Here is a 23708-nt window from a genome sequence, read left to right on the forward strand (position 1 = left end):
AAATTAAATGATACTTAATGGTTCCATACTTTAACATGTTACCCGTATCATGTTACCGGTATCAAATGATGATGTGATGCATCTCACAAACAATTAGCCAACCCAGACCGAGTGCCCTAAAGAGATTATTAACGATGACAGAAATCACCTCCGCCTATAGCGCCAGTGTGTTGTTGACCATTGCCGCTGGTGCAGTCGCACTGTTACTGGTGCTGATTATGCGCTTTAAAATCCATGCGTTTCTGGCGCTGACACTCGTCAGTCTGGTAACAGCATTGGTAACAAAAACACCTTACGAAAAGATTGTGCCGACGCTGCTGAGTGGTTTCGGTAGTACGCTGGCATCCGTTGCCCTGCTGGTTGGACTAGGGGCAATGATTGGCCGCCTGTTAGAAGTGACCGGCGGCGCGAATGTGCTGGCGGATACGCTAATCAATAAATTTGGCGAACATCGTGCACCTTTTGCGTTAGGGGTTGCTTCTCTACTGTTCGGCTTCCCGATCTTTTTTGATGCAGGTCTGGTTGTTATGCTGCCGATTATTTTCAGCGTGGCAAAGCGCTTCGGTGGCTCGACGCTAAAATATGCGTTTCCTGCGGCGGGCGCGTTTGCCGCTATGCACGCCTTGGTACCGCCACATCCTGGACCGGTTGCTGCGAGTGAATTGTTAGGTGCCAACATCGGGCTGCTGGTGATTATCGGGGGCATCATCGCGCTACCGACCTGGTATTTCGGCGGCTACCTCTATGGGTTGTACGCAGGTAAAAAATTCGACATCAAACTGCCTGCAAGCTTCTTGTCTGCGGTTGAAACGGATACGGCCGTTAAACCACCGCGCTTTTCCGTGGTGTTGAGTATTCTGCTGCTGCCATTAGTGCTGATTTTTCTCGATACCGGGCTGAATACGCTAACGGTGATGGGGGTAGTGAGCGGTGATAACGGCGTGGTGCAGTTCTTGCGTATGCTAGGTAAAACGCCAGTTGCATTACTGATCACGGTGTTCTTTGCGTTGATGGTCTTTAGCGGCAGCAAAAGCCGAGCGCATCTGGAAAAAATTTGTGATGGGGCATTAGGGCCAATTTGCGCCATTATTCTGGTAACTGGCGCAGGTGGCATGTTCGGTGGCGTTCTGCGTGCTAGCGGAATTGGCAACGCGCTATCCGGTGCACTGGCAGATACGGGCTTGCCTGTTATCGTTGCTGCATTTGTGGTGTCGATGGCACTGCGTGTAGCGCAGGGTTCTGCAACGGTGGCACTGACGACCACGGCGGCGTTGATGGCACCCACAGTGGCGGCGACCACGGGATTAAGCCAGTTTGACCTGTGCTTTATCGTGGTGGCGATTGCGGGCGGGGCGACTGTGCTGTCGCATGTGAACGACTCCGGGTTCTGGCTGGTCAGTCGTTTCCTCGAAATGGATGAGAAAACGACCCTGAAAACCTGGACGGTGATGGAAACGCTGCTCGGCACCATTGCGTTCCTGCTGGCGTTAGTGGGAAGTATTCTTCTCTGATGTGTTTAGCCCCCTCCTTGCGGAGGGAGGCTTTTAGTCACATTTTTATGCCGACCAAGAGACGGTTTCGTGCGCGATAATGTCGTTATTTTCATGCTACTTCGTAGCACGCGCCCGACATGGGGCGGCTCAAACGCCGCTCGCCCCATGACCCCAGGCTTCTGGCTAAATTATGCCGCTACGCAGTGCCATCGGCGTTCATGACCACTTTTCGAGCCGACTGTGACGCGCTCCCGGCGCGGCACAGCCTTTCGCGGCGTCCTTGCCGCTCACTCGGTGGTCATGCCCATCGCTGCATAATTTTTACGCCAGATAACGTCAACCCCCACACTAATTTGCACATTTATGCATAAGACACAGGGGGGAAACGGAGCTGCTATAACTTCATGTAGGCACGCACGCCATCGAGGAACATCTGCGTCGATAGCATGACCAGAATCAATCCCATCAATTTCTCCAGCGCACTCACGCCTTTCTCACCCAGCAAGCGCAAGAACACATCCGACATCAGCAGGATGATGAATGAAATCGTCCAGGCGATAAACAGCGCCAGTGTCAGGTGGGGAAGCTGATTAGGGTACTGGTGGGACAGCAGCATCAGCGCCGCGAGGATCGACGGCCCCGCTACCAGCGGAATCGCCATGGGCACCAGAAAGGGCTCTTCTCCGGCCGGCAGGCCGCTGCTATTGCCTTCCTGCGAAGGGAAAATCATACGAATCGCGATGAGGAACAGCACGATACCGCCGGAAATCGACACGGTTTCGGTGCGCAGATTCAGGAATGCCAGAATGCGTTCACCGGCGAACAGGAAGATCAGCATCAGCCCGAGTGCGATCAGCATTTCACGGATCAACACCACACGTCGGCGTTTGGGGTCGAGGTGTTTGAGTACGGACATGAAAATCGGCAGATTGCCGAGTGGATCCATAATGAGCAACAGCAGCACTGTTGCGGAGATCATTTCTGTCATTTTGGTTTTTTACTCCCGAAACCTTGTTTCCTGACCTGGGCCATCTTTACGGGCTGAGCAACGTGATTATCCTGCGTCAGGTTGATGATATTAGAATGACTGCTGAAAAAGGGCGTACTATCGAATAAATTCACTTGCGACTTTAGGTACATTTTGTAAGGCTGAATGACACAATTATTTACGGGTTTACGACACGACGCGCGCGACCTCTGCGGGAGATCACCGAACCAGCAATCACTAAGCGCTATCGACGTTAGCCAGAATTCTTTTTGTTACCCCCAAAGCAGGACAGTTACCATGAAAAATGTTGGTTTTATTGGCTGGCGCGGTATGGTCGGCTCGGTTCTCATGCAGCGCATGGTGGAAGAACGCGACTTTGATGTGATTCACCCGGTATTCTTTTCGACTTCTCAGCACGGCGAACCTGCTCCGGAGCTGGGCGGTCATAAAGGCGTGTTGCAGGATGCTTATAATATCGATGCACTGCGCGCGCTGGACATCATCATTACCTGTCAGGGCGGCGATTATACCAATGAAGTTTACCCAAAGCTGCGTGAAAGTGGCTGGCAGGGTTATTGGATCGATGCCGCATCCTCACTGCGTATGAAAGATGACGCGATTATTATTCTGGATCCGGTTAACCACGGTGTGATTCAGCAGGGTCTGGATAAAGGTATCAAAACCTTTGCCGGCGGCAACTGTACCGTCAGCCTGATGCTGATGTCATTGGGCGGCCTGTTTGCGAACAATCTGGTGGAGTGGGTTTCTGCCGCGACGTATCAGGCGGCTTCTGGTGGCGGTGCGCGTCACATGCGTGAACTGCTGACTCAGATGGGTTCGTTACACGGTGAAGTGGCGAAAGAGCTGCAGGATCCGGCTTCTGCGATTCTGGATATCGAACGTAAAGTGACCGCGCTGACCCGTAGCGGTTCGCTGCCGACCGATAACTTCGGCGTACCGTTAGCAGGTAGCCTGATTCCGTGGATCGACAAACAGCTGGATAACGGCCAGAGCCGTGAAGAGTGGAAAGGTCAGGCGGAAACTAACAAGATTCTTAGTACCAGCAGCGTCATTCCTGTTGACGGACTCTGCGTGCGCGTCGGCGCACTGCGCTGCCACAGCCAGGCGTTCACCATCAAACTGAAAAAAGACGTGGCGCTGCCGGAAATCGAACAACTGCTGGCAACCCACAATGACTGGGTGAAAGTGGTGCCGAACGATCGCGATATCACCATGCGTGAGCTGACGCCTGCTGCGGTAACGGGCACGCTCTCCACGCCGGTGGGTCGTCTGCGTAAGCTGAACATGGGGCCGGAATACCTGTCCGCCTTCACGGTCGGCGATCAGCTGCTGTGGGGAGCCGCTGAACCGCTGCGCCGTATGCTGCGCATCCTGCTGTAGTTATCTTGTCATAGTTCTTCTGCTTTTCTGGCGCAACATCGTTTGGTGTTGCGCCATATTTCTACTCGTATTTCTTCACTCGTATGTCTTCGAGAACCGCGACGGGTCGGGTATTTCAGAATGGCTGGTGCACAAGCGGCTTGTCGTATGACGGGTATCGCTCACTGATATTTTCAGCAAAGTACCAGACCTCTTTGTTGCAGACACAGATTTAGCTGATCCACCTTATCTTTAGCCGTCGTGGTGCAGATAAAACGTGGGTTTTCATGTAAATAGACGTCGCCGTTCTGAAGTAATCCAACTTCAAGCAACTGCAATTCGGCTTGTTGTAGCTGCTGCTGTAGCACCGGCAGGTAAAAACCGGATGCATCATAAAAGAACTCTTCAGGAGTGATGTCTCCGATTGGGAAACCCTGTTCGTCAAACAAACTGTCTATAGATAACGCGATCCCAGCTTGCTGAATAGGGATTAACGCTTCCAGCGCCTGAAGATCAAATTCTTTCCATTCGATATAACAAAGAAAATCTTCCCCCAATAAATCATCCAGCCAATAGATCTGTGCATATTCGCCATGCGATTTATTCAAGGCTGGCGTAATGATGTCGTGTGCTGAAAATCCGGGCACTGCCTGTTCAAATGCAGCATAAAGTGCGGTATCGGTCATAACGCCTCCTTGTATTGATAAACTGACTTTGCTCTGTCGTCACGGTAGCCTGCTATCTGGCCCACAACGCCTTTATTTACACATCACGCCACGCTATCCAGCTGTTCCAATGCCTGACGGGGGGAGATCAGTGGGACGCGTACTTCGACCCGGGTGAATTTATCCGCTTCGCTGACCACCGTGATGCCATAGCGGTTGCCGTAGCGTGCTTTGATGCGGCGGTCGACCAGATTCATGCCCAGCCCATCGCCGCCGCTGCGGGGCTGATAGGTGCCCGCGTTATCTTCCACTGACAGTTCCAGCGTGTTGGCGTGCAGGCGTCCGCTAATGTGGATATGTCCATTTTCAATCATCTGTGAGATACCGTGCTTAATCGCATTTTCGACAATCGGTTGCAGGGAAAACGCGGGTAGTCGCGCTTCACGCAGCGCCTCCGGTAGCGAAATGTCTACGGTCAGGTGATCGGCAAAGCGCGCTTTTTCGATTGCGAGATAGGCATTAACGTGTTCCAGCTCGTCATTGAGCGACACTTCATCGTTGCTGCGCTTGAGGTTTTTACGGAAAAACGTCGATAGGGACAGCACCAGCTGGCGAGCGTGATCGGGGTTGCGTCGTATCACGGCGGACAGCGTGTTGAGTGCGTTAAACAGAAAATGCGGGTTGACCTGCGCGTGTAGCAGCTTGATTTCCGACTGGGCCAGCAGCTGTTTCTGCTGTTCAAAGCGGCCCGTCAGAATCTGAGCGGAAAGCAGGTGGGCGATCCCTTCCCCCAGCGTGCGGTTAATGCTGGAAAATAGCTTATTCTTGGGCTCATAAAGCTTGATCGTGCCGACAACGCGCTGATCTTCGCCACGCAGCGGGATCACTAGCGTGGAACCGAGTTTGCAGTGTGATGAAACCGAACAGGTATAAGACACTTCGTTGCCGTCGGCGTACACCACCTGATTGTTGTCTATCGCCCGACGAGTGTGTGATGACGTGATAGGCGCGCCGACGTTGTGGTGGTCGTCGCCCAGCCCGATGAAAGCCAACAGTTTGTCGCGATCGGTAATGGCTACGGCACCCACTCCCAGCTCTTCATACAAAATACGGGCGACGCGCATACTGTTTTGCGGGTTAAATCCCTGACGCAACGCCCCTTCGGCGCGGGCGGCGATTTGCAGCGCCTTGGCGGAAAACGCGGAGGTGTATTTTTCAAAAATGGCACGTCTGTCGAGCAGGATGCGCATGAACATGGCGGCACCGATGGTGTTGGTGATCATCATCGGTAGAGCGATATCTCGAACCAGTTCAACCGCATTATCAAACGGACGGGCGACCAGCAGGATAATCGCCATTTGCAGTATCTCCGCGACCAGTGCGGTCAGGCCGACGACGAGGGGTTTAAAGAGCAAATCGATACGGTTGCGGCGTGCCAGATAGCGGTGTAACAGCCCGCCGAGCAAGCCTTCAGCAATCGTCGACAGCATACAGGCCAGCGCGGTCATTCCGCCCATCGAATAGCGGTGTAATCCGCCCGTTAACCCGACGAGAAAGCCGACGGAAGGGCCGCCCAGCATACCGCCGAGCACGGCGCCCGTCGCGCGGGTATTGGCAATAGAATCGTCTATATGCAGGCCGAAATAGGTTCCCATAATGCAAAAAACGGAAAACACCAGATAGCACACCAGCTTGTGCGGCAGACGGATGGTGACCTGCATCAGCGGGATAAAAAGCGGTGTTTTACTGAGCAGATAAGCGATAACCAGATAAACACACATCTGCTGTAAAAGGGAAAGAATCAGATCAACCTGACTAACCATAGACGGGGTCTCTTCACACACAATTTGCAACATACATAATCGCCAAATTGTACTGCTTTTTCCCTATGAACGAATCGATATTAAACAAAAAATGCTAATTGTCCTGTGTCATAACTTATTCATATAAATATAAACGGAAAAATTTCATTAATTCTCTGATATTTCCCCATTCTTTGACTACGCTGAATTAGGGGGCGTGGTTCAAGAACTCTTTCATAGTATTCATTATTTTTACACGTCACTGTTATTCATTAGCAAGCTAATAACTCGTTATTTTTATTGAGTTTTTGTTAAAAATAAGTAACGGGAAATATAAGCGCAACCTAATGCGATTTTTATATTACTTATTTATTTAATTCAAATGGTTAATCAGAGGATGGATACCATGTCAGCGTTTTCTGAGGCGATTAATTCACTTATTTCCGGGCACTATGCTGACCCGTTTTCGCTGTTAGGTATGCATCATTCTTCTAAAGGCCTTGAGGTTCGGGCACTGCTGCCGGATGCGCAGGCAGTCTGGGTTGTGGATACCAGCAATGGGCGAAAACTCGTCGAGCTGGAACGTATAGACGAACGCGGTTTTTTTTGTGGTGTAGTGCCGCGCCGGAAAAATGCCTTCCGTTATCAATTGGCCGTGACCTGGGGTGAAGAAACCTGGGTCATTGAAGATCCTTACCGTTTTGGCCCGCTGTTGCAGGATATGGACATTTGGCTTTTGGCTGAAGGCACCCATCTGCGGCCTTACGAGCGGTTAGGCGCACATCTGGAAACGCTGGACGGTGTTGAAGGCACGCGCTTTGCCGTCTGGGCGCCGAATGCCCAGCGCGTTTCCGTGGTGGGGCAGTTCAACTTCTGGGATGGTCGACGTCACCCGATGCGGCTGCGGCAGGAAAACGGTATTTGGGAACTGTTTTTGCCCGATGTGAAAGCGGGGCAGCTCTACAAATATGAAATGATCGACAGCCACGGCAACGTCCGGCTAAAGGCCGATCCGTATGCGTTCGAAGCGCAGATGCGCCCGGATACGGCCTCGCTGATTACACCGCTGCCTGAGAAAGTCCCGACCAACGACGCCCGACGTGAAGCGAACGGTCTGCGTTCACCGATCTCCATTTATGAAGTTCACCTTGGTTCCTGGCGGCGGCATACGGATAACAATTTTTGGCTGAGCTATGAAGAACTGGCGAATCAGCTGATTGATTATGTGCAGTACATGGGCTTCACGCATGTGGAGTTGATGCCGATTAACGAACACCCGTTCGATGGCAGTTGGGGTTATCAACCGCTGGGGCTGTATGCGCCAACGCGTCGTTTCGGCACCGCGTCGGAGTTCAGAGCCTTTGTTGATGCGCTCCATGGGGCAGGTATTAACGTCCTGCTGGACTGGGTACCGGGGCATTTTCCCGGCGATGAATACGGTCTGGCGCAGTTTGACGGCACCGCGCTGTATGAATACGCCGATCCGCGCGAAGGCTATCATCAGGACTGGAACACGCTGATTTATAACTATGGTCGCCATGAAGTGCGTAACTATCTGGCGGGCAATGCGCTGTTCTGGATGGAGCGCTATGGCATCGATGGCCTGCGGGTCGACGCTGTGGCTTCCATGATTTACCGCGACTACAGCCGCAGTGAAGGCGAGTGGGTGCCGAACCATTACGGCGGTAAAGAGAACCTCGAAGCCATTGCGTTTCTGCGCTACACCAACCACATGCTGGGTCATGCTGCACCCGCTGCCATTACGCTTGCTGAAGAGTCCACTGATTATCCTGGCGTCACGCTGCCGCCGGACTGCAACGGGTTAGGGTTTCACTACAAGTGGAACATGGGCTGGATGCACGACACGCTGGCCTATATGCAGCACGATCCGGTTCACCGCAAATACCATCATGATTTACTGACATTCGGCATGTTGTACGCCTATAGCGAGAATTTCGTGTTGCCGCTGTCTCACGATGAAGTGGTACACGGTAAGCGCTCGCTGCTGGATCGCATGCCCGGCGATGTCTGGCAAAAATTTGCCAACTTACGCGCCTATTACGGCTTTATGTGGGCGTATCCCGGCAAGAAGCTGCTGTTTATGGGCGGTGAATTTGCGCAAGGGCGTGAGTGGAACCACGACGCCAGTCTGGACTGGCATCTGCTGGATGAACCAGAAGGTTGGCACCGTGGCGTGCAGACGCTGGTACGCGATCTCAACCACTACTACCGCCAGCAACCGTCACTGTATCAGTTGGATTTTCAGCCGCAGGGCTTTGAATGGTTGGTGGTGGACGACCGGGAAAACTCCGTCTTTGCCTTTGTCCGGCGCGATGAGCAAGGCAACGAAGTACTGGTGGTCAGCAACTTCACGCCAGTGCCGCGCTATGGCTATCGGATCGGCATCAACCAGCCAGGCGGCTGGCGAGAAGCGATCAACACGGATTCGGTTCACTACAACGGGAGTGATTCGGGTAATGTCGGGACGATTTACAGCGAGGAGCATGCCAGCCACCAGCGCCAGCATTCTCTGGTTCTGACCATTCCGCCGCTTGCCACGCTGTATCTGGTGAAGGAGGCGTAAATGGCAGAATTGCAGACGGGCAAGCCGACGCCGCTGGGAGCCAGTTTTGATGGACAGGGTGTGAATTTTGCCCTGTTTTCGGCGGATGCCGAGCGAGTTGAACTGTGTGTATTTGATGAACATCAGCAGGAGCAGCGCATCGCGCTGACTGCACGCAGCGGCGATATCTGGCATGGCTATCTCCCTGATGCACAGCCGGGGCTACGCTACGGTTTCCGGGTCGATGGGCCGTTCGAACCGTCGCAGGGTTTGCGCTTCAATCCGCATAAACTGCTGTTGGATCCGTGCGCCCGCCAGCTTGATGGCTGGGTGGTGGATGACGCTTGCCTGCAAGGTGGGATTGACCAACGAGATGAGCGCGATAGCGCTGGCATTATGGCGAAGTGTGTCGTTACGGCTGAGGATTATGACTGGCAGGATGACCAGCATCCGCAAACGCCCTGGAATCAGACGGTGATTTATGAGGCGCATGTCCGTGGGCTGACGCAGTTGCATCCCGATATCCCCGAAGATATTCGCGGTAGCTATGCGGCGTTAGGCCATCCGGTGATGATTGACTATCTGACGTCGCTGGGTATCACGGCGCTGGAGCTGCTTCCGGTGCAGCAGCATGCCGATGAACCCCGGCTTCAGCAACTGGGGCTGCGTAACTACTGGGGCTATAACGTGCTGCTGCCGTTTGCCGTCGATAACAGCCTGGCGGCGGGTGACGATGCGCTGAATGAATTTCGGGATGCGGTGAAAGCGCTGCATCACGCGGGCATCGAGGTCATTCTGGATGTGGTGTTTAACCACAGCGCCGAGCTGGACGTCGAAGGCCCCACGCTGTGTCAGCGCGGCATCGACAATCGTAGCTACTACTGGCTGGGTGACAACGGCGAATACCATAACTGGACTGGCTGCGGCAATGTGCTGCGCCTGAATCATCCGGCGGTGATGGATTGGGTGATGGACTGCCTGCGTTTCTGGCGCGAGGTCTGCCACGTTGACGGTTTTCGCTTCGATTTGGCAACGGTGCTGGGGCGTACCCCGGATTTCACCGCCGCCGCGCCGCTGCTATCCGCCATGAAAAATGATAGCCGCTTACAGGGCTGCAAGCTGATTGCCGAACCGTGGGACATCGGGCATGGCGGTTATCAGTTAGGCCAGTTTCCAACGCCCTTCGCGGAGTGGAGCGACCGCTACCGTGACGACATGCGCCGTTTTTGGCTGCATGGTGACATTTCCCTTGGCGCGTTCGCCCGCCGTTTTGCTGCCTCTAGCGACATCTTCCAGCAGCGTGACCGCCTGCCTTACGCCTCCGTCAACAAACTGACGGCTCATGACGGCTTTACGCTGCGCGATGTCGTGAGTTTTAACCACAAGCACAACGATGCCAACGGTGAGGGCAACCGCGACGGCACCGACAGTAACTTCAGTAATAACCATGGCACGGAAGGTTTGGAAGCGGACGACGACATCCTCCAGCGTCGGCTGGCCAGCCAGAAGGCGCTGCTGACGACGCTGATTCTGTCACAGGGAACTCCCATGCTGCTGGCGGGCGATGAACTGGGGCACAGCCAGCAGGGCAACAACAACGCCTACTGTCAGGATAACGAATTGACCTGGCTACACTGGGAAAACGCGAACCGCGAACTGCGCGAGTTTGTCGCCGGTTTGATCCAGTTACGTCGCACGATTCCAGCATTGCAGCAGGAAACGTGGTGGCAAGAAGGGGATGGTGCGGTGCAGTGGCTGAACCGAGAAGGGCAGCCTTTGACGCCGCAGCAATGGGAGCAAGGGGAGCATCAGCTACAGATTTTACTTTCCGGTCGTTGGCTCGTGTTGTTTAACGCCAGCCTGCATGCCGGTGCGTTCATTTTGCCAGAAGGCCACTGGCAGGTTTCACCGTCGTTTGATGAGACGAATCCGCCTGAAGGTGGAATTTGGCACGGACAAGCGCAGGCGGTAGGCGTCTTGATAAAACAGACCGCCTAAGCGCAAGCCATTAAAAGAATAATCAGGAGATAGCCATGGTGAATAACGACAAGCATGACCCTCTGATGTTGGCAAGACAACTCCCTTTGAAATCCGTGGCATTAATTTTGGCCGGAGGCCGTGGAACGCGACTGAAAGGGTTGACGGCATTACGTGCCAAGCCTGCCGTCCATTTTGGCGGCAAATTTCGCATTATTGATTTCGCGCTCTCTAACTGCCTGAATTCCGGCATCCGCCGTATTGGCGTGATTACGCAATATCAGTCGCATACGCTGGTGCAGCATATTCAGCGCGGCTGGTCATTTCTGAACGCGGAAATGAACGAATTTGTCGATTTACTTCCTGCGCAGCAGCGCCATTCGACCGATCACTGGTATCGGGGAACGGCGGATGCGGTGTGTCAGAATCTCGACATCATTCGGCGCTATCGTGCGGAGTATGTGGTGATCCTCGCGGGCGATCACATCTACAAGATGGACTACTCACGTATGCTCATCGATCACGTGGAGAAGGGGGCGGAATGTACCGTCGCCTGCCTGCCCGTACCGATCGAAGAAGCCAGCGCTTTTGGCGTCATGAGCGTGGACAAACAGCACCGCATCCTCGATTTTTCCGAAAAACCGGATAACCCGACGCCGATGCCGGATAACCCCGATATGGCGCTCGCGAGCATGGGGATCTATGTTTTTAATGCGGACTATCTTTATCAATTACTGGAAGCGGATCGTAACGTGACGGATTCTGCCCACGACTTTGGGCAAGACTTGATTCCGAAGATTGTCTCGCAGCGTCTGGCCTGGGCGCATCCTTTTACGCTGTCGTGCGTCACGTCGGGCGAAGATGAACATCAGTATTGGCGGGATGTCGGCACGCTGGAAGCCTATTGGCGCGCCAATCTCGATCTGGCATCCGTCACGCCGGAGCTGGATGTGTACGATCGGCACTGGCCGATTCGTTCCGCGATTGAATCGCTGCCGCCCGCCAAATTTGTTCAAGACCGTTCTGGCAGTCACGGCATGACGATGAACTCGCTGGTATCCGGGGGCTGCATCGTCTCCGGCTCTGTGGTCACGCATTCTGTGCTGTTCCCGCGCGTGCGGGTGAATTCGTTTTGCAGTATCGATTCGACGGTGATCCTGCCGGATGTCAACGTGGGGCGCTCCTGCCGTTTACGCCGTTGTGTCATCGATCGCGCCTGCCACTTGCCGGAAGGCATGGTGATTGGTGAAAACGCGGAAGAGGATAGCCGTCGTTTTTACCGTTCGGAAGAGGGGATCGTGCTGGTCACGCGATCAATGTTGGAAAAGCTGTAAACACCATCGGAACAAAACGGGAGTAATAATGCGGGTCTTACATGTTTGTTCGGAGCTATTTCCACTATTGAAAACCGGTGGACTGGCGGATGTGGCTGGTGCGTTGCCCGGCGCGCAGATTGCGGCGGGGATGGATGCCCGTGTCATCCTGCCTGCCTTCCCCGATCTGAAAAAAGGCATCGCCAACCTACAGGTCGTGCGTGAGCTGGATACCTTCGCGGGACACGTCACGCTGCTGTTCGGCCATTTTAACGGCGTCGGTATTTATTTGATTGATGTGCCTGAGCTGTATGAACGCGCGGGCAGCCCTTATCACGACCCGGCGCTTTATGCGTATGCCGACAACTACCTGCGGTTTGCGCTGCTGGGGTGGATGGGATGTGAAATGGCATGCGGGCTGGATCGCTACTGGCTGCCTGATGTTGTGCATGCCCATGACTGGCACGCGGGGCTGACCTGTGCCTATCTGGCGGCGCGCAACCGTCCGGCGAAATCGGTCTTTACCGTTCACAACCTGGCCTATCAGGGGTTGTTCGATGCCCGGCATATGCCGAATCTCCACCTGCCGAGCGAGTTCTTTCAGGTGTACGGGCTGGAGTTTTACGGCCAGATTTCTTATCTCAAGGCAGGGCTGTACTACGCTGACCATATTACGACCGTGAGCCCAACCTATGCGCACGAGATTACGCTGCCGGCTTATGGCTACGGTATGGAAGGCTTGCTGAAAACGCGCGAAGAAGAAGGGCGGCTATCCGGCATCCTTAATGGCGTAGACGAAACGATTTGGAATCCGGTGAATGATCCTTTACTCACCAGCCACTACAGCCGCGAGACGTTAGCGAATAAAGCCGAAAACAAGCGGCGTTTGCAAACGGCGATGGGGCTGACGGTGGACGACAAGGCGCCCATTTTCGCCATCGTTAGCCGCCTGACCAGCCAGAAAGGGCTCGATATCGCGTTAAGCATCGTGCCGGATCTGCTGGAGCAGGGCGGGCAACTGGTGGTGCTGGGGGCAGGGGATGCGGATTTACAGGAAGGCTTTTTGGCCGCGGCGGCAGAATATAACGGCCAGGTTGGCGTACAAATTGGCTATCACGAGGCCTTCTCGCACCGCATTATTGGCGGGGCGGATGTCATCATGGTGCCCAGCCGGTTTGAACCGTGCGGGTTAACTCAGCTCTATGGCCTGAAATATGGCACGTTGCCGCTGGTGCGCCGAACTGGCGGTCTGGCGGATACGGTAGCAGATTGTTCGCTGGAGAATCTGGCGGATGGTCTGGCAAGCGGGTTTGTATTTAACGATTGCAGCGTGGGATCGCTGTCCCGCGCGATTCGTCGTGTGTTTGTGTTGTGGTCCAGACCTACGCTATGGCGATATGTGCAGCGTCAGGCGATGGCGATGGATTTTGGTTGGCAGGTCTCTGCTCAGGCTTATGGTGCGCTATACCAACGCTTGTATACCCACTAGTGATCTGATGGCACGTCATCTTCGTGCAATCTGAAAAAGACAGGGTAGGGTAACACTCACTTGGGAATGAATATTATGAACTCTCCGTTTATCTATACTTCACCAACGATCAGTGTCGAAGCGCTGAAACACTCTATTGCTTACAAGCTCATGTTTAGTGTGGGGAAGGATCCTTCCATTGCGAATAAGCATGACTGGTTAAACGCCACGTTGCTGGCCGTGCGTGACAGGATGGTGGAACGCTGGCTGCGTTCGAATCGCGCACAGCTATCACAGGATGTGCGGCAGGTCTATTACCTGTCGATGGAATTTTTGCTGGGGCGGACGTTGTCGAACGCACTGCTGGCGATGGGATTGTATGACGATCTGAAAGCGGCGCTAGACGGCATGGGGTTGGAGCTAGACGATTTATTGCGAGAAGAAAATGATCCCGGCTTAGGCAACGGTGGTCTGGGGCGTCTGGCGGCCTGCTTCCTGGATTCGTTGGCGACGATGGCGTTGCCGGGGCGAGGTTACGGTATTCGCTATGAATACGGTATGTTCAAACAGAATATTGTTAACGGCAGGCAGGCAGAATCGCCGGACTACTGGCTGGAATACGGTAATGCGTGGGAGTTCCCGCGCCACAGTACGCGCTACAAAGTGCGCTTTGGTGGCCGTATTCAGCAAGAAGGCAAAAAAGTGCGCTGGCTGGAAACGGAAGAGGTTATTGCCTGTGCTTACGACCAAATTATTCCCGGTTTCGATACCGATGCCACCAATACACTGCGTCTGTGGGGCGCGCAGGCCAGTAACGAAATCAATCTGGGTAAATTCAATCAGGGCGACTATTTTGCGGCGGTAGAGGATAAAAACCACTCAGAAAACGTGTCGCGCGTGCTGTATCCCGATGATTCCACCTATTCTGGCCGCGAGCTGCGTCTGCGTCAGGAATACTTTCTGGTTTCCGCTACGGTACAGGACATCCTGAACCGTCACTGGATGATGCATAAGACATACAACAATCTGGCTGAGAAGTTTGCCATCCACCTGAACGATACGCACCCGGTGCTGGCGATCCCTGAACTGATGCGTCTGTTGATTGATGAACATAAGTTCAAATGGATAGAGGCATGGACGGTGGTGAAGAAAGTCTTTTCCTACACCAACCACACGCTGATGCAGGAAGCGCTGGAAACCTGGCCTGTCGACATGCTGGGTAAAATCCTGCCGCGCCATCTGCAATTGATTTTTGAAATTAACGAACATTTTCTGGAATACGTTCAGAAAGAAGTTCCCAATGACAACGATCTGCTGGCACGGGTGTCCATTATTGATGAAAACCACGGGCGTAAAGTCCGTATGGCGTGGCTGGCTGTGGTCGCCAGCCATAAGGTCAATGGGGTATCGGAGCTGCATTCGGATCTGATGGTGCAGTCTCTGTTTGCCGATTTTGCCCGTCTTTTCCCTAATCGATTCTGCAATAAAACCAATGGCGTAACACCACGTCGTTGGTTGGGATTGGCTAATCCGGGACTCTCCAAACTGCTGGACGACACCATAGGCCACAACTGGCGCACCGATCTGAGTCAGTTGAGTGAATTGAAACAGCACATCGATTATCCGGCGTTTGTGCAGAAAATTCGTAAGGTGAAGCTGAATAACAAGGTGCGTTTAGCGACCTATATGGCGGAAACGCTGAATATTGTGGTTAATCCTGAATCGCTGTTTGATGTGCAGATTAAGCGTATTCACGAATACAAGCGGCAACTGCTGAATGTGTTGCACGTCATCACACTCTATAACCGCATTAAGGATGACCCTGAGGTTGAGCGTGTGCCGCGTGTCGTCATTTTTGCGGGTAAAGCCGCATCAGCCTATTACATGGCGAAGCACATTATTAACTTGATCAACGACGTCGCGAAGGTGATCAACAACGATCCGATCGTGCACGATCGACTGAAAGTGGTCTTCATCCCGAACTACAGCGTGAGTCTGGCACAGATTATCATCCCAGCGGCGGATCTCTCTGAACAGATCTCGCTGGCGGGCACGGAAGCATCCGGAACCAGCAATATGAAGTTTGCCCTGAATGGTGCGCTGACGATTGGCACGCTGGATGGGGCGAATGTCGAAATGCTGGAACATATTGGCGAAGAGAATATGTTCATCTTCGGCAACACGGCCGATCAGGTTGAAGCGCTGCGTCAGAACGGCTACAACCCACGGCAATATTACGATCAGGACGAAGAGCTGCACCGCGTACTGACGCAAATTACCACGGGCGTCTTCAGCCCTGATGATAGCCAACGCTACAGCGATTTGTTTGATTCACTGGTGAATTTTGGCGATTACTACCAGCTACTGGCAGACTATCGCAGCTATGTGGATACGCAGGATCGGGTAGATGAGCTGTACGAGAAAAAGGACGAATGGGCGCGCTGTGCCGTCCAGAATATTGCCAACATGGGCTATTTCTCGTCCGACCGCACCATCGGCGAATATGCAGAAGATATCTGGAATATTAAACCGATACGGTTGTGATGAGATAAGACCCCTCCATTGAGGGTTAATTTTTAAAAAGACAACAGGCGCTCAATGAGCGCCTGTTTACTAAGGTTGGGGGAGAGCTGTGTCGCTATCAAACATTGTTTATCGCGCTATCATGTTGCCTGGTTGCTATTCCTATATTTTCATCATTTTGAACGCTATCATTTTGAGAAAAAAACTTTTGAAGTCTTGTTCTATCGGGTATTTCGTTATATTTCTCCGAGTTTAAATCGCTATCAGGAAATGGAGCAGGAATAGATTTTACATGTGGGATGTTATTAATGACTTTAAGATCACCATCAAATTTACCTGCTTTTTTCTTTTTTTGATTATAACGACTAAAATCATTCCATGTACTTGTTGGTATTAACCCTGCATGGCGCAGTGCTTGCCATGTGAAGTCAATACAGCTATTTGTTGCTCCGTTATAGTAAAGATCAAAATATTTATTAGATTTGTTAACTGCGGAGTCCCCAAACTCTTTTAATTTATCGTATTGGTATTCTTTTACTTCGATTTCTCTACTGTAATAAGGGTTTTCGTAGTGAATATTATCCTTTTTAGTAACAAATCCATTTCCTATCATACCTGATTTTATGGGAGCAAACCCATAAGAATCTTGTTCGGGATTGCTATCAGAGATTATTGATATTTTAAACCACATATGACCAGCTGTCGAAACTATTCTTTCCTCAGTATTTTTATCAAGTTCTGGATTTCCATAGTCATCGTTTAGTGGTGTTCCAGGGTAAGCTGTATATATAGTTACCGTATATCTAGGCTCTAAAGAATTAATAATCTCGTCTACAAATTCTTTTCTGGCATGGGATGGCGGGCATGTAGCGCAAGCTTGACCTGCATTATAATTAGCACTTTTATCAGGGTATGCAAACTTTTCAATCTCTTGTTTTTTTTGTTCTACAGTGAGATCATCTTTCTTTGAAATATATTCAAGCAGCTCTTCAGTTTTATTTTCTGGCGTCATATAAAATCCTTTTTATTTTACAAATTTTTGCTCTATATAAATAGAGTAAGTTAAATAATCTCCTTTCAATTTCCCATCGTCACTTAGTACGTCAATGTGGATCCGATACTGTCCATATTGTTTGATTTGATCCGTTATATAAAAAAATAAATTCCCATTATCTATTGTATAAAACTCGAAATTTCTCATTATTTTCCTTTCAATTAACTCTTCAGTAAGATCATTTTTTATTTTATATAGTTCAAAGTTAATTATCGGGTTTATATTTTCTTTAAATGTATCAATAATACTATTGCTTCCATTTGTAAAATCTTCATTCTTTACTTTTAATAATATGTGCGGCGATGGTGATGATAATGGAAATAAATATAAAAGCTTTGGTTTTTGCTGAGGGGTATCCCAAAAGATGAAATCGAAAGCCTCACCTTTTTTAAATAAATTTATATCTTTTTCTATTGAGTAAGTCTTATCTCCAATATAATTTGGTTTGGGGTTTAGAAAGAAATAGGGATCGTCAGAAGATGGCTTCATCCACTGGTATAGCCATGCTCCTCCCGTACCGAGTAAAACACCTATAAATAATAGTATTATTTTCATTTTTTAACGACTCCATGTCTACAAGTTACAGATGAGAAATCTAATTAATTGAGTTCGATGTGAAATAATTACTTCAAGGTTTTCTAATAATCAGTATTAATTTTTGTTGTCCTGATTTTCACTCTATTCATGGTGAGCCGATTTTTTATGTAGATACCGCAAGGTAAATGAGCCAAAAATTGGAATGGTGAACATAATAGTAAAAAATAAAAATGAGTTTATGTAATCAAAATCTGTGACTATTATGATAAATAAAGAAATAAGAATCGCCATCGTAACGATGAAATGCTTCTTCATTGTTAAACGTAAAAAATAGAAACAGTCCCACAAATTATTAGGTAGCTGGAGAAGATAATCCATGCTGCAAAATCCCAGCTATTAAAAAAATACGTATCAACATCCCTATCACCACAGAAAAAAGCATATACAAATGATAGCGATAACCAAATAAATGTGGGTATTAAAAAGATGCCAATAGTAGATGATTTATTCATTACATATCCCTATATGATAGAATGAAAGATACAAGTCCTTTCGCCAAAATTACCACACTTTATACGACCACTCAACCGTGGGTAAGTATGATGTTCCAGTCATGACTATCCCTCTCAGGCAGAATATTCACCTAGAACATCTTTGAATAAATTACTAACACGATAGTGACCAGGTAGATCTTCACGGAGCAAAGAATTCCTCCAAAACTCAGGGGCTTGTTCTAATGAATAATAATCCTTTTCTATTAACAAATGAATTAACTCACGAATTGAGCGGTCATCATTAATGTTATGCTCTTTACAAAAATAATAACACTCACTGACAATATGTTTTACTGAGAAAGTTGTCGAGTTTTCCTGAGAGTCTTTATAGAAATAAAAATCCTGTTCAGGATCACTTTGGTTACTGCTGTGAGAAATATGGTGTATTTTTTCTTTGTATTTAATAAGTGTTTTAGAAAAAACCTCATCAACATATCTAGCTTCTGAGTGGATATTTAGAATATCAATTTGTGATTGACTAAATTTTAGAAGTTTCATTCTACTCTTGGCCGTGATAGGAAATTGAACACGAACTGAATTAAACGTCTCTTCTCGTACTGCTCCATCATAAATGGTCATGATTTTTTCAATTGGCCCCATGAAGCAGAACAGTTCCCACTCCGTCATCACATCGCAAAAAGACCAAATATTTCTCGGATCATAAAAACGGAAAAATACCGGTTTTTCTTCATTGGGGATCTGTACATGTAGATATTTACGCAAGTGTTGCCGCAATATTTTCATTTCAGACGTTGTTTCCAACAAGATACCCCAAGGTGTTTTCCTTCGGTTCAGCCAGTGAAAGACCCTGTCATCTACCTGCACCAAGTGCGGTGCCAATCGCCCAATATCTTCCGGTACTGGCTCTGCGTATAAACTGGCATGGGGTGGGTCTAATTGTTCCAGCATCGAAAATAATTCGGGCTCTACCGCGGCATCCACTATTGCCCAGCGCGTTATCTCACTCACTGTTTTCTTTCTCCTTCTTCCTTCGCCGTTGCCATGGCTACCGCACGCCTCGGGTTTTCCCGGAGCGGCACGTCGCTATCCTGATTAAAATAAAAACCTGCGTTAGGGTCTGAGCCTGCTCACACCATCATTCATGTTGATAAAGCGTTACGTTGATAAGATACCGTGTTGGCTAAAAACGCAACGTGGGTGCAAAGCGCAAAACATTTAAGTCGAGCAGAGAGTCGGTGTGTTCACGTCGTGGGAGACAAGAAGGTTGCAGGGTTGAAGCGGTGTGAAGAGTAATGAAAACGTTCCATGTGGCATCCTTGACGCTATTCTTTTTAAGAAAATACGCGTAAAGGATAACAAGATGTTCGCAGAGCCAATAGCACAAAAAAAGGACTAAAACCAAGTAAGCCCATTGATTAATATTGAAATAATATCATTAAGAATAAATTAGATGGCAAATCAAAAGATTCCATCATCATTACCTAAGAGCAGGGTACGATAAGGGTATGTTGCGGATGTTTGGTGTCTGCTATTTATAGTAGGAAGGCTTCTCGATCAGGATGCCTGATCGAGAAGTAGAGGCTGGAGCAATTAGCCCGCTTTTGCTATCTGCTGGTAATGGTTTGCCAGCCAGTCGCTGATGCGTTGTTTCTGTGCATCATCGAAGCGCATGCCCAGTTTGGTGCGGCGCCAGATGACGTCATCAAGCATAACGGCCCATTCTTTTTCGACCAGATAGCGCAGTTCCGCTTCATACAGGTCGTGACCGAAATCTTCACCCAGGTCGCTGAGGCCTTTCACGTTTGCCAGAATCAGTTCGCTGTTTGAACCGTAGGTGCGGCTGTAACGGCGCGTCAGTGATTCTGGCAGATTGAAGCGGCGACGCAGCGCAGCGGCGTAGTCATCACGCGTGCCGGCGATATCACCACCCGGCAGTACCGCACCTTTTGTCCAGGCCTTACCCGCTTGCGGGTAGTATTTGTGCAGTTTGTCCAGCGCGTGCTCTGCTAGCTTACGGTATGTCGTCAGCTTGCCGCCAAACACGGAAAGCAGTGGAGCCTGACCGTTATCATCATCGACCGACAGCGTGTAGTCACGGGTAATCGCCTGCGGAGAATCGGACTCGTCATCACACAGCGGACGCACGCCAGAGTAGGTCCAGACGATATCGTCACGCGTAAGCTGCTGTTTGAAATGGTCGTTATACACGTCCAGCAGGTAGGCGACTTCGTTGTCATCGATCTTCACATCGTGCGGATTGCCTTTGTACTCCACGTCGGTTGTGCCGATGATTGAGTAGTCATCCTGCCACGGAATCACGAACACAATACGGTGATCTTTGTTTTGCAGAATATACGCTTGCGGCTGGTTATGAACTTTTGGCACCACGATGTGGCTGCCTTTGATCAAACGGATGCCGTAAGGCGATTTCAGCTGCAGGCCGTCATCAAAGAATTCTTTCACCCACGGGCCCGTCGCGTTCACCAGACCTTTGGCGCGCCAGGTGAAGGTTTCACCGGTCAGTGAGTCAACCGCATCCACAATCCATACGCCTTGTTCACGGCGAGCGCGGGTCACTTTGGTACGGGTACGGACTTCTCCGCCGCGTTTTGTCACTTCCTGCGCGTTTAACACCACCAGACGCGCATCGTCCACCCAGCAGTCAGAATATTCAAAGCCCTGCTTCAATTCAGGCTTAAGCACAGAATCTGCGCCGAATTTCAGTCCTTTACTGGCAGGCAGGCTGACGCGTTTGCCGATGTTGTCGTACATGAACAGGCCGATACGAATCATCCAGGCCGGACGCAGGTGCGGCTGGTGTGGCAAACGAAAGCGCATAGGGAAAATAATGTGCGGGGCCATTTTCAGCAGCGTTTCGCGTTCAGACAGTGCTTCGCTCACCAAACGAAACTCATAGTGCTCAAGGTAACGCAGGCCACCGTGAATCAGCTTGGAACTGGCGGAGGACGTGGCACAGGCAAGATCCTGCGCTTCCAACAACAGGACTGATAACCCTCGCCCAGCCGCATCTGCGGCGATGCCTGCACCGTTAATTCCGCCGCCGATAACGATTAGATCTTTGGTTTCCACGTTTCTTCCTCCACCCTCGAATAAATCATAATGTTCGTTTTCGAGCATTATGATAATCGAAAACAAACAAATCAGCCAACGGTTAACCAAATAAAAACATTTATGCGTGACGAACCTAACAATATGATGATAGTTGTCACATTAAAAGAAGGGATATTAGGCTGGGATTGTGCCGTTTTGTCGTCACTCTCCACATTAGTGAAGCACTGTTTTTATAAATAACCTTATAATCATATGGGTTTTATGCCGTTGAAGGCGGGTTACAATGACGCCAGTTGTTACTAACATCCTGTCCATTATTAACAAGGTTGTCACTTTCGATGGAACAATTTGAAGCTATCAGTATTGAGCAAGCCCACTCCCGCTGGCAGGAAGGGGGCGTTGTTGTTGATATTCGCGATCCACAGAGCTTTGCCGCAGCCCATGTCCCCGGCGCGACGCACCTGACGAACGAGACGCTGTCTGACTTCGTGCGCGGCGCTGACCTCGAAGCACCGGTCATGGTGATTTGCTACCACGGTATCAGCAGCCGCAACGCTGCACAGTACCTAATTAGCCTGGGGTTTGATTCGGTGTACAGTATTGATGGTGGCTTTGAAGCCTGGCAAAACCGCTACCCGCAAGACACGCAGGCGCAAGCCTGATCGCATGACGATTAAAGAACCTTTATTATCATGTTTCTAACTCAACCTACTCACTGGCGCTTCCCGCTATGATGATTCGCGTTATTGCTCTCTCCAACCCGCGTCTGGCTCAGGCATTTGTTGATTACATGCGTACACAGCAGGTCCATCTGGAAATGCGGCCTCAGGGGCATGAAGCTGAACTGTGGCTGGAGGATGAAAGCCAACTGAGCAAGGTTCAGGGTGAGCTGGAAATTTTTCTGCGCGACCCGACAAACCCGCGCTATCTGGCGGCCAGTTGGCAAACGGGATCGATGGATACCGGTATTCAATACCAACGCTACTCTTACCTGCAAACGCTGAAGCAAAAAGCAGGCCCGCTGACGCTCTCCCTGATGGTCGTGACGATCGCGGTGTTCATCCTGATGCAAATCTCGGGCTATGAGAGCGTGATGGTATGGCTGGCATTCCCGGCTGAGGGACAACAGATAGAGGTGTGGCGCTGGTTCAGTCATGTTTTGTTGCACTTTTCCCTGCTGCACATTTTGTTCAATCTCATGTGGTGGTGGTATCTGGGCGGCCCGGTTGAAAAAGTGCTGGGAACCGGAAAGTTGCTGGTCATCACGCTGGTTTCCGCGCTGGTGAGCGGCTGGGCGCAGTCCTGGTTTAGCGGCACCCATTTTGGTGGCCTGTCTGGCGTGGTTTATGCCCTGATGGGCTATGTCTGGCTGCGAGGGGAACGAGAGCCTGACGGTTATTTATCCATGCCGCGCAGTTTGATGGCCTTCGCTTTACTGTGGCTGGTCGCTGGATATTTCGATATTTTAGGCATGTCGATCGCGAATGCGGCGCATGTGGCTGGTCTGGTTGTCGGGCTATTGATGGCCTTTTGGGACACGTATAATAAAACAAACCCTCGGTAAATCGGGGCGTCTTAGGGGATAAATGTGAAGCAGACACAACGGCATGACGCCATTATTGAGCTGGTGCGCCAGCAGGGCTATGTCAGTACTGAAGAGCTAGTGGAGCATTTTGCGGTGAGCCCGCAGACCATTCGTCGCGATCTGAACGATCTGGCCGAGCAGAATAAAATCCATCGCCACCACGGCGGTGCAGCATTGCCGTCCAGCTCGGTTAACACGGCCTACCATGACCGTAAAATGATGTGGTCGGATGAAAAAGCGCGCATTGCCCGTCGGGTGGCGAGCCAAATTCCAGACGGCGCTACCTTGTTTATCGATATCGGTACCACGCCCGAAGCGGTGGCCTATGCGCTGATGCAGCATAAGGATCTGCGCGTGGTCACCAATAACCTGAATGTAGCCACGCTACTGACGGCAAAAGAGGATTTTCGCCTGATCTTGGCTGGTGGCGAAGTGCGTACCCGCGATGGCGGTATCATGGGTGAGGCGACGCTGGATTTTATCTCTCAGTTCCGTCTGGATTTCGGCATTTTGGGTATCAGTGGTATTGACATGGATGGGTCATTACTGGAGTTTGATTACCATGAAGTGCGCACAAAACGGGCGATTATTGAAAATTCTCGCTGCGTCATGCTGGTGACCGACCATTCCAAGTTTGGTCGTAATGCGATGGTGAATTTGGGTAACATGGATTTGATAGACTATCTTTTTACCGATCAGTCACCACCGCCCAGCGTACTGAAAATCATTGAACAACATAAGGTACAGTTGGAGTTGTGTTGAACCCGATGTGC

17 protein-coding genes are annotated in these 23708 nt (G+C 50.7%); 10 read left to right on the forward strand and 7 right to left on the reverse strand.

The genetic code is table 11. The features are described from left to right. Positions 1-134: 134 nt before the first annotated feature. Positions 135-1511, forward strand: coding sequence for a GntP family permease (locus Q3A88_RS11750; protein WP_317177961.1), 1377 nt, complete (start codon positions 135-137; stop codon positions 1509-1511). A gap of 376 nt (positions 1512-1887) precedes the next feature. On the opposite strand, the gene Q3A88_RS11755 is transcribed toward Q3A88_RS11750, so the two are convergent. Further along, positions 1888-2481, reverse strand: a complete 594-nt coding sequence (locus Q3A88_RS11755; protein ID WP_014916905.1) for a YhgN family NAAT transporter — start codon at positions 2479-2481, stop codon at positions 1888-1890. Positions 2482-2778: 297 nt separating this feature from the next. Here Q3A88_RS11755 and asd point away from each other — a divergent pair, with 297 nt between their 5' ends. Further along, positions 2779-3882 carry an aspartate-semialdehyde dehydrogenase gene (gene asd, locus Q3A88_RS11760; RefSeq protein ID WP_110163375.1) on the forward strand — a complete coding sequence of 368 codons (1104 nt, stop codon included), beginning with the start codon at positions 2779-2781 and terminating at the stop codon, positions 3880-3882. A gap of 173 nt (positions 3883-4055) precedes the next feature. Here the strand turns inward: asd and Q3A88_RS11765 are convergent, their stop codons facing one another. Both Q3A88_RS11765 and Q3A88_RS11770 read right to left on the reverse strand, forming a co-directional pair. Then, positions 4056-4547 carry a hypothetical protein gene (locus Q3A88_RS11765; protein ID WP_110163374.1) on the reverse strand — a complete coding sequence of 164 codons (492 nt, stop codon included), beginning with the start codon at positions 4545-4547 and terminating at the stop codon, positions 4056-4058. A gap of 83 nt (positions 4548-4630) precedes the next feature. After that, positions 4631-6349, reverse strand: a complete 1719-nt coding sequence (locus Q3A88_RS11770) for a sensor histidine kinase (protein WP_110163373.1) — start codon at positions 6347-6349, stop codon at positions 4631-4633. Positions 6350-6734: 385 nt separating this feature from the next. Between Q3A88_RS11770 and glgB the strand changes: the two genes are divergently transcribed. The 5 genes from glgB (at position 6735) to glgP (ending at position 16193) form a co-directional block, all read left to right on the forward strand. Then, the gene (glgB, locus tag Q3A88_RS11775; protein WP_317177962.1) at positions 6735-8912 is read left to right on the forward strand and encodes a 1,4-alpha-glucan branching enzyme; all 2178 of its coding nucleotides are present in this window, start codon (positions 6735-6737) and stop codon (positions 8910-8912) included. After that, positions 8913-10889: a glycogen debranching protein GlgX gene (gene glgX / locus Q3A88_RS11780; RefSeq protein ID WP_317177963.1), complete on the forward strand. Its 1977-nt coding sequence runs from the start codon at positions 8913-8915 to the stop codon at positions 10887-10889. A 35-nt stretch (positions 10890-10924) separates the two neighbouring features. Continuing rightward, positions 10925-12202 carry a glucose-1-phosphate adenylyltransferase gene (glgC, locus tag Q3A88_RS11785; protein WP_039286186.1) on the forward strand — a complete coding sequence of 426 codons (1278 nt, stop codon included), beginning with the start codon at positions 10925-10927 and terminating at the stop codon, positions 12200-12202. Between the two features lie 28 nt (positions 12203-12230). Next, a complete protein-coding gene (glgA, locus tag Q3A88_RS11790) occupies positions 12231-13670 on the forward strand; it encodes a glycogen synthase GlgA (protein ID WP_317177964.1) in 1440 nt (479 codons plus the stop codon). Between the two features lie 75 nt (positions 13671-13745). Beyond that, the gene (glgP, locus tag Q3A88_RS11795) at positions 13746-16193 is read left to right on the forward strand and encodes a glycogen phosphorylase (protein WP_110163418.1); all 2448 of its coding nucleotides are present in this window, start codon (positions 13746-13748) and stop codon (positions 16191-16193) included. 97 nt (positions 16194-16290) lie between these two features. Here glgP and Q3A88_RS11800 read toward each other — a convergent pair whose 3' ends face one another. The 4 genes from Q3A88_RS11800 to glpD form a co-directional block, all read right to left on the reverse strand. Continuing rightward, complete coding sequence (locus tag Q3A88_RS11800; RefSeq protein WP_110163369.1) at positions 16291-17184, reverse strand: hypothetical protein; 894 nt, start codon at positions 17182-17184, stop codon at positions 16291-16293. 12 nt (positions 17185-17196) lie between these two features. Further along, the gene (locus Q3A88_RS11805; protein ID WP_039550055.1) at positions 17197-17781 is read right to left on the reverse strand and encodes a hypothetical protein; all 585 of its coding nucleotides are present in this window, start codon (positions 17779-17781) and stop codon (positions 17197-17199) included. 608 nt (positions 17782-18389) lie between these two features. After that, complete coding sequence (locus Q3A88_RS11810; protein ID WP_110163368.1) at positions 18390-19286, reverse strand: DUF4123 domain-containing protein; 897 nt, start codon at positions 19284-19286, stop codon at positions 18390-18392. Between the two features lie 582 nt (positions 19287-19868). Beyond that, on the reverse strand, positions 19869-21368 hold the full coding sequence (gene glpD / locus Q3A88_RS11815; RefSeq protein ID WP_010277863.1) for a glycerol-3-phosphate dehydrogenase: 1500 nt from the start codon (positions 21366-21368) through the stop codon (positions 19869-19871). A gap of 320 nt (positions 21369-21688) precedes the next feature. On the opposite strand from glpD, the gene glpE reads away from it, so the two are divergent. From glpE to Q3A88_RS11830, 3 genes are all read left to right on the forward strand, one after another. Continuing rightward, positions 21689-22012, forward strand: a complete 324-nt coding sequence (gene glpE, locus Q3A88_RS11820) for a thiosulfate sulfurtransferase GlpE (RefSeq protein WP_039508608.1) — start codon at positions 21689-21691, stop codon at positions 22010-22012. Positions 22013-22080: 68 nt separating this feature from the next. Beyond that, complete coding sequence (glpG, locus tag Q3A88_RS11825; protein WP_014916895.1) at positions 22081-22914, forward strand: rhomboid family intramembrane serine protease GlpG; 834 nt, start codon at positions 22081-22083, stop codon at positions 22912-22914. A 24-nt stretch (positions 22915-22938) separates the two neighbouring features. Continuing rightward, positions 22939-23697, forward strand: coding sequence for a DeoR/GlpR family transcriptional regulator (locus Q3A88_RS11830; protein WP_010277854.1), 759 nt, complete (start codon positions 22939-22941; stop codon positions 23695-23697). The last annotated feature ends 11 nt before the right edge of the window (positions 23698-23708 follow it).

The organism is Pectobacterium sp. HCp5_1, assembly GCF_032905925.1.
GTDB lineage: Bacteria > Pseudomonadota > Gammaproteobacteria > Enterobacterales > Enterobacteriaceae > Pectobacterium > Pectobacterium brasiliense_A.